Here is an 8,026-nt window from a genome sequence, read left to right on the forward strand (position 1 = left end):
GCGAAGCGCATCAGCAGCGCCACCCGACGAGCCAGACAACCGCTGCGAGACGACGGCGGTCACGCCGTCGGCACGCATCGTCACCCCATAGAGCGCGTCAGCGATCGACATGGTGCGCTGCTGCCGAGCCGTGAAACGTACAGTCCAGCGGACTGTACGTAGGCGAGGTGAGCGGGCGCGCCATCAGCGCCCGCGAAGCGCATCAGCAGCGCCACCCGACGAACCCGACAACCGCTGCGAGACGACGGCGGTCACGCCGTCGGCACGCATCGTCACCCCATAGAGCGCGTCAGCGATCGACATGGTGCGCTGCTGATGCGTGATGACAATGAGCTGCGCATGCTCGCGCAGTTTGTTGAACGCGTTGAGCAGGCGTGTGAGATTGACGTCGTCGAGCGCGGCCTCCACCTCGTCCATCACATAGAACGGGCTTGGGCGCGCGGTGAAGATGGCGAACAGCAGCGCGAGCGCGGTCAGCGACCGCTCCCCGCCCGAAAGCAGGCTGAGCTGCTTCACGCGCTTGCCCGCGGGGCTCGCCTCGACGATCACTCCGGTGGCGAGCATGTCGTCGGGGTTCTCCAGTCGCAGACGACCGGTGCCGCCGGGGAACAGCGTGGTGAACATGGTCTCGAACGCGGCTGCGGTGTCGTCGAACGCCTTGCGGAACACGTCGATCATCGTCCGGTCGAGATCTCGGATGAGCGTCATCAGATCGTCGCGGGACTTCGCCACGTCGTCGCGCTGCTCGTTGAGGTAGCGGTTGCGCTCCTCCAATGCCTCGTATTCCTCTGCTGCCAGAGGATTGACCTTGCCGAGCGCGGCGAGATCGCGCTTGGCCTTGTCGAGTCGTTTGATCTGCTCGGCACGCACATACGGCACGCTCTGGTAGGCGTTCGCATCGTCACCATTGCCATGCCCATTGCCGGCAATCCCGCCATCGCCGTCGCCGCCATCGCCGTCGCCGCCATCGCCGCGATTGCCGTCGCCGGACGCTTCCCCATCACCATGATCAGTGCCGCGTTCCTCGATCGGCACAGGCCGGCCGTCGTCGTCAAGCACCGGCACCCTGCGATCGGGGCCGTAGTCGCGCACCGTCTCGTCGATGGTCATGCCGAGCGCATCGCTGATCTTCTGGGTGATCTGTCCGTATTCGGCGGCGAGTCGCTCGCGTTCCACGTCGAGGGCGTGTTCGCGGGAGTTCAGCTCGTTGACCTTCGGTTCGATCGCGTTGCGCTGCTCGCGAAGCTCCTTGAGTTTGAGATCGTTGCTTGAAGCCGACTGCTGCAATCGGTCGCGTCTGGTCGCGGCATCGTCCGCATAGCGTCGCACGATGGCGCAGATGGCGCGTGCGTCGGATGCAATGCGCTGCAGCCGTTCGGATTCGCGCTGCCGCTGTTCGTTGAGCTCGGCGATGCGTGCGCGGCGCTTCGTCGCCTCGTCGGCCTGATCGCGGAGCAGTCCGATCTGCCGGGTGAGGGATTCGGCTTTGCGCTTGGCCTCGTTCCACGCGACACTGGCCTTGATCTCACGCTCTCGGGCATCGCCCAGCGAGGATTCCAGTTCGCGTTGCCGTGCGGAGAGCTCGTCCGAATCGACATCGGGCCCCTGTGCCGTGTTCACGGCGTCAAGTGCCTGTTTCAGCTCGTCGGTTTTGCGCTGGTGGGTTGCCCGTTCGTCGGCTACGGCGCTGATTTTCGTGCCCATTGCGGCGATCTGCCGTTCCAATGCGGCGATGCGACCGTCGGCTGATGTGATCGCCGTCTTCGTCTGCTTGGCTTTGACGCGGATTTCCGTGCATCTGGTCGATGCCTGGTCGACGGCCAGTCTGGCCTGATCGCGTTCGCCTCGCGCACGGGCGATCCGTGATTCGAGCTGTGCGCGACCGGCGTCAAGCGTCTCCATGTCGGACAACGCCCTGTCTCGCCGTGCCGCCAACGCGAGATCGCTGGTCGCGGGAGCGGAGCCGCCCGACGCGCCGACCCGATTGACGAGTTCCCCGTCGCGGGTGACGGCGATGCGCCACCGCGATGCGGTCGTGGCGGCGGCATCGCCCTGAGTGTCGCTCATCAGGGCGACCGCCTCGGCCAGCGAATCCACTGCGGCGACATCCGCGAGCAGTGCGCGAACGGCCTCGGCCACGGCCTGCGCGTGCGGATCGGAGGATCGGCGCGGATTGACATGGACGAATGCCGATGCCGGGCGGACAGCGGCACCGGATTGCAGCACGGCAGCAGCATCCGCAGCGCCGCCGAAGGCAGCAAGCGCCACCGCGCGTCCCAGACGCTCTTCGCGCGCCTGCGTGAGCGCGCGCGTCACGTCATCGATCCCGCCCACCACGACGGCTCCGGCGAATTCGCCGAGCGCGTGGGCGACGGGCTCCTCCCATCCCTCGCTGATCTGGATGTAGTCGGCGAGACGGCCCAGCACATCGATGCCATCCGCATGTTCCAGCGCATCCGTCGCACTGCGGCTGTCCAGCGTGTCGGCGAGCGCATCAGCCTTGGCCTTGAGCGAGATGACGCGTCCATCCAGCTCTCTGAGCTTTGTTTCAAGCGCGTTGAGCGCGTCCGCCTTGCCTGCGAGCGCACTGCGGGCCGCATCCAAGGCGGCCGTGCCGTCATCGGAATCCTCCTGCCGAGCGCGGCCGACGAGTTCGTCCCGCTGCTTGATCGCCTCGTCGCGCTGTGCGATCAGTCCGTCGCGCTGTGCGGTCAGGTCCCGTTCTCGTGTTTCGGCGAGCTGCACGGAGGATTCGGCCCGCGCTATCGATTCGCGAAGCCCTGCGATCTTCGCGTCGCGTTCCTGCGTGGTGCGCCGTAGTTCGGTGAGGGTCTGGCGCACGGAGGCGAGCCGTCGCTCGTCGTCGGCGCGGCGTTCGACGGTGTGGTCGAGGGCGAGTCGCGCCTCGTCCACCGCGGCGCGCGCCTGGCGCTCCTGCGCGGCGAGTTCGTCGGCTCGCGCGTTCAGCAGCGCGGGATCGTCGCCGGTTGCGGTGACCATCTGATCGAGCGCGGAACGCGACCGTTCCCCGGCGAGCGATGCGAGCGTGTCGAATCGGTCCACAAGCCGGGATAGCTCATGCCAGGTCTGGTTGATGCGGGTGATCGCCGGACTGGATTCGGCACTGACCGCCTCGCCCTGTTCGATGCGCACGCGCACCTGGGCAAGGTCATGCTGCACCTGGGCGAGTCTGCCGCGCACTTCGGTCAGATCAGCTCGCACGGCGTCGCGACGGCCGGCGCATCGGGTGGCATCGTCGGCGAGAATGCGTGCCTGGGCGTCACGCAGCACGGTTTGGATGCCGTCCGCTCGTCTGGAGATGCGCGCCTGACGGCCGAGAGGCCCGAGCCGCCGATGCATCTCGTGCAGCAGGTCGTCGATGCGGCTGAGATTGGTTTGCGTGTTGGCGAGCTTGCGCAGCGCGCGCTCCTTGCGTTTGCGATGTTTGAGGATGCCGGCGGCCTCTTCGATGAACGCGCGGTGCCCGCTCGGATCGGCTTTGAGAATGGAGTCGAGTCGTCCCTGTCCGACGATGACGTGCATCTGCTGACCGAGGCCGGTGTCGCTCAGCAGCTCCTGGATGTCGAGCAGACGGCATGGCGTTCCGTTGATCGCATATTCCGAACCGCCGTTGCGAAAGATCGTTCGCGATATGGTGACTTCCGTGTAGTCGATGTCGAGCGTGTGGTCGGCGTTGTCGATGGTGAGCGTCACCTGCGCGCGTCCGAGCGGCGGGCGTGACGACGTTCCGGCGAAGATCACGTCCTCCATCGAGGTGCCGCGCAGGTTCTTTGCGCCCTGCTCGCCCATGACCCAGGTCAGCGCGTCGACGATGTTCGACTTGCCGGAGCCGTTCGGCCCCACGACCGCGGTGATGCCCGGCTCGAACCGCAGCGTGGTGGCCGATGCGAACGATTTGAAGCCCTTGAGCGTGAGTTCCTTGAGATACATGCCCTATCGCCGTCCGTCATCCGTCGGTCATTCGCCTGACGATGCCTGCTTCGCGGCGTCCTCCTGGTCCTGGACCTGGGACTGGGCCGTGCGGGCCAGCTGCCCAAGTCCGAAGTCGCCGAAGTCGTCCGTGTCGAAGTCGGGGTTGGCATCGGTTTCGAAATCGGCTTCGGCGGCATCGTCGGCGCTGTCGTCGTTACCGGCGTTGTCGGCGTCCGCAGTGCCGGTGTCGCCATCATTCGCGGCATTTCCGGCATTCGCGGCAAGGTCGAGGTTCGGTTCGATGCGTTCGTTCTTCGGCTTGGCCAGATCCGGATTCATCCGGGTCTTCAGCAGCATGCGCGCATCCCCTGCGGTCACGAAGCTGCCGCAGATAAGCACACCATGCCCATAGCCGATGCCCATGTCGTCGGCCTCGTCGACCATGTTCACGGCGGTCTGGATCGCATCAGGCAGATCGTCGACGCGGCTCACACGGTCGCGTCCGAACACGCGGACTGCGATCCGTTCGAGCTGTTCGGCGGGCATGACGCGTTCCCTCCACGAGTTTTCGGTCACCACCACATGGCTCAGCAATGGTTCCAGCACGCCGAGATACTCCTCGACCTGCTTGTCGGCCATCATGGCGACGACGCCGACGAGCTGCTGGAAGTCGTAGCTTTCCTCGATGGCGGCTCGCAGCGCCTGTGCGGCGTTCACGTTGTGTCCGCCGTCGATGATGATCGTCGGTGAATTGCGCACCTGCTCGATGCGACCGGGGACCTTGACGCCGCCGAGGGCCTCGGCGACCAGATCCCCGTCAAGCGGCCCGTTGACGGGAATGACGACCTCTGCGGCCGCAAGCGCGGCAAGCGCGTTGTGCGCCTGATGCTCGCCGAACTTGGCGATCGGCACGTCCTCATACGTGCCCAATGGCGTGCGCAGCGTGGCGATCTGCCCGCCGACCGCCGGCATGCGCGAGACGACCTCCATCTGCTCGCCGTCGCGAATCAGCGTCGCATGGTTGCGCCGGCAGGCGTCCTCCAGAATCGGCATGACGCGTTCCGCGTGGGGCTGTCGGCCGATGATCGCGGTGCAGTCCGGCTTGATGATGCCGGCCTTCTGTTCGGCGATCGCCTCGACCGTGTCGCCAAGCCACTGCATGTGGTCCATGTCGATCGGTCCGATGATCGCGGCATCCGCGTCAAGCACGTTGGTGGCATCCGTCAGTCCGCCCATGCCGACCTCGACGATGGCGACGTCCACGGGGGCGTCGGCGAACTTCCAGATCGCCATCGCGGTGAGCACCTCGAAGAAGCTCATGCGAGGCTTGCCCTGCTCGCTCATCTTCGCGTCGACAAGATCGACGAGATCCCTGACCTGATCCCAGATGTCGATGAAGTCGTCGTCGCTCAGCTCCTGGCCGTCGATGGCGATGCGCTCGTTGATCCGTTCCAGATGCGGCGACGTGTACAGGCCCGTGCGCATGCCGTAGGCGCGGCATATCGCCTCGGCCATGCGCGCCGTGGACCCCTTGCCGTTGGTGCCGGTGACGTGGATGACGCGGAACGAATCCTCAGGATGCCCCAACAGATCGAGCATGAGACGCATCCGGTCAAGATCCAGATTCGTGACGTTGTGCTCCGGAGGCCGGCTCATGATGTCGCGCTCGACATCACGCATGGTTTCGTTGTTCCGGTTCGGATGCTCGTATGACATGTGACCTCTTCCTGATTGTCTGCCGCCTGATCGTCTGCCGTCTAATGGCCTGCCGTCTGACTGTCTGCCGTTGCGCAGACCGTGCGCATACCGGCTGACGTCCTGGCCTCAAAAACCCTCACCATCATAGCGTGAGCCCCGTCACGATGCGTGCTGTACGCCGTCGGCTTGCATCGATTCCTCATATCGCTGGTACCTTGTGCGTCAGCGATCCGCGAATGCCCGGCGACCCGGCCCACGGAGATCTGAGGCGTGTCAGATGCGTGATCGGCTTCCGGTGGAACGCCGATCGGCACCATATGACGCCCCGTCGTGATGCCGTCGTAATGATCGTGTGCATGGAACGTACGTTGCGACGTGCCATGACATGCAGTCGGCCGCCTCATGCTACTGATCGTGTGCATGCAACGTACATAAGGCCCCGCTCGTTGTGTGCATGGAACGTACAATTACGCGATCGTGTGCATGCAACGTACATGAGACGCACAGTTCAGACCCGCATATATACGTCCCATGCACACAACGCCAAACCAACATACGTCCTATGCACACAACGCAATGCGACGATCATGCAGACGGAGCAGCGCGACCATGACGACGTGCGCATGGTCGGCTGGTGCCCCGCATGCGCGACCGAGCTGCGCGCCGACGAGCAGGAGATCGCCGGCGGCTGGATCCCATGCCCCGCATGCGGCGGCGAATACCGCATCAAGGACATCCACCAGCTGGACATGCTCAGACTGCGCGTCAGCGGCGTGAAGGGCACACCCGCCCAACTGTCACGACTCCTCGAACCGTGGGGCATCAGCATCAAGGCCGACACCATCAAGAAATGGGGACAGCGCGGCATCATCACCCCCATCGGCCACGACGGGAACGCGCCCGTCTACCTGATCTGGGACATATGGGAGGCGCACACGCGCCGCGCCGGATACGACAAGGCGCGGCGCAGCCGATAGCGCGCCTGTGACGGAGTGATGCAGATTGATGCAGGCAAGCCGATTTGACAAAACCCGCAACTGTCGTCGATACTGTTACTAGATTGGTCATTACCATGCAACGGGAATGATCGAACAACGACCGCAACCACACCCCATCGGCGTGACGCGGTCGTTTCTCCATGGGCGGCTCCCCGATCGGGCGCAACCGGGTCCAAACCAGTCGCGAATGTGCTCCGCCCGCCACGGCTTGCGTGCCTGAGAGGACTAAAGGACCCCGCCGAGATGGCGCGGTGACCAGCAAACAGCATCTAGACACTGGCCCGCGGGCTCGAATCCCGCCCAAGCCACTACTGGTCGTGTTTCCTGCGCGGCCTTCCACCATGTCCGGGCCGGTTGGCGTTCCACTCGTCGATCGTCGAGGGAAGCCAACCGCGGGCGTTCCCCACGGTCACATCCGGGGGTGGCAGACGGTAGCGGGCGAGAGCGCCTTTGGTGACACCTATGCGTTTGGCCACATCGGTCATGCTCAGGTATCGCACGGTCATTCCTCGTCGCCCCCGCCGTTGATGATCCCTGCCGCTAGACCGAACAGTCCCGCGGCCAGACCGAAGCCCCCGGCGGTGATGGCATTGTGTCCGATGGCGGCCGTGAGGGAGACGATTCCGAACAAGGTGGAGACGATGCCGAATATCAGTGATGTTCTCATGTGCTGCACGCGCCGGTGATGTAGGATTGGCTGGAAGGTTCCGGCTAATAGGTCTAGCCGGAACCGTTTTTTACTTCTTGTGCCTTGGTCCTCGCCCTTATCGCGATGATGATTGCGATAAGGGCGAGGACGTTGGCGATGACATCGTTGATGACATCGAACCAATCCTTTTCGTTCATCGGCGCACCTCCTTTCTGCTGATATTTATATACTAACATAGTATGTAGATATATGCAACTCGAAACATCTCGACACGCCGGAAATCCCAACGAAAACAACGAGGTGACAGGCATGCCCAAACGCCGATGCCCATGGCCCCTGTGCCCACGCCTCATACCCGAGGGACAACGCTACTGCGCCGAACACGCCGCCGCCCACGAGACCGCCCGCGGCACCCCCACCCAACGCGGCTACGACACCACGCACCGACGACTACGAGAACAATGGCAACACCTCATCAGCCACGGCCTCGCACCAATCTGCCCCAGATGCCACCAACCCGTCACCGCCACCCAACAATGGGACCTCGGACACAACGACCGACGCGACGCATACAACGGCCCCGAACACGCCCACTGCAACCGCCGGGCCGGAGCCATCAACAGCAACCGCATGCGCGAACACTGGAACCAACCAAGACGCTGACCCAGCCCCACGCCGACGCGACACCACGACAGGGGTGGGGGGTGACCCCACAGGCACCCGAGGAACACCGCCGGTGAGGCGGCTC

Annotated in this window: 6 protein-coding genes and 1 tRNA gene; 2 read left to right on the top strand and 5 right to left on the bottom strand. The window is 64.5% G+C overall.

Translation table 11 applies throughout. The annotated features are described in order from the left end of the window. Positions 1-183: 183 nt before the first annotated feature. Both smc and EHS19_RS06620 read right to left on the bottom strand, forming a co-directional pair. Entirely contained in the window at positions 184-3,951 is a 3,768-nt protein-coding gene (smc, locus tag EHS19_RS06615) for a chromosome segregation protein SMC (RefSeq protein WP_151916990.1), read from the bottom strand. Positions 3,952-3,978: 27 nt separating this feature from the next. Then, on the bottom strand, positions 3,979-5,649 hold the full coding sequence (locus EHS19_RS06620; protein ID WP_151916991.1) for a bifunctional folylpolyglutamate synthase/dihydrofolate synthase: 1,671 nt from the start codon (positions 5,647-5,649) through the stop codon (positions 3,979-3,981). 569 nt (positions 5,650-6,218) lie between these two features. Here EHS19_RS06620 and EHS19_RS06625 point away from each other — a divergent pair. Next, entirely contained in the window at positions 6,219-6,608 is a 390-nt protein-coding gene (locus EHS19_RS06625; RefSeq protein WP_151916992.1) for a hypothetical protein, read from the top strand. A 226-nt stretch (positions 6,609-6,834) separates the two neighbouring features. Then, positions 6,835-6,937: transfer RNA gene (locus EHS19_RS06630), tRNA-Ser, on the top strand. Here EHS19_RS06630 and EHS19_RS06635 read toward each other — a convergent pair. From EHS19_RS06635 to EHS19_RS11570, 3 genes are read right to left on the bottom strand one after another with little or no spacing between them, the layout of a single operon-like run. Beyond that, positions 6,938-7,135 carry a helix-turn-helix transcriptional regulator gene (locus tag EHS19_RS06635; protein WP_151916993.1) on the bottom strand — a complete coding sequence of 66 codons (198 nt, stop codon included), beginning with the start codon at positions 7,133-7,135 and terminating at the stop codon, positions 6,938-6,940. Next, positions 7,132-7,296 (bottom strand): hypothetical protein, encoded by a 165-nt coding sequence (locus EHS19_RS10785; RefSeq protein WP_175578353.1) that lies wholly within the window; start codon positions 7,294-7,296, stop codon positions 7,132-7,134. Before EHS19_RS10785 ends, EHS19_RS06635 begins: the two co-directional genes overlap by 4 nt. Positions 7,297-7,349: 53 nt before the next feature. Then, positions 7,350-7,475 (bottom strand): hypothetical protein, encoded by a 126-nt coding sequence (locus EHS19_RS11570; protein ID WP_277752788.1) that lies wholly within the window; start codon positions 7,473-7,475, stop codon positions 7,350-7,352. Between the last annotated feature and the right edge of the window lie 551 nt (positions 7,476-8,026).

This window comes from Bifidobacterium jacchi (genome assembly GCF_009078285.1).
GTDB classification, from domain to species: Bacteria; Actinomycetota; Actinomycetes; order Actinomycetales; family Bifidobacteriaceae; genus Bifidobacterium; species Bifidobacterium jacchi.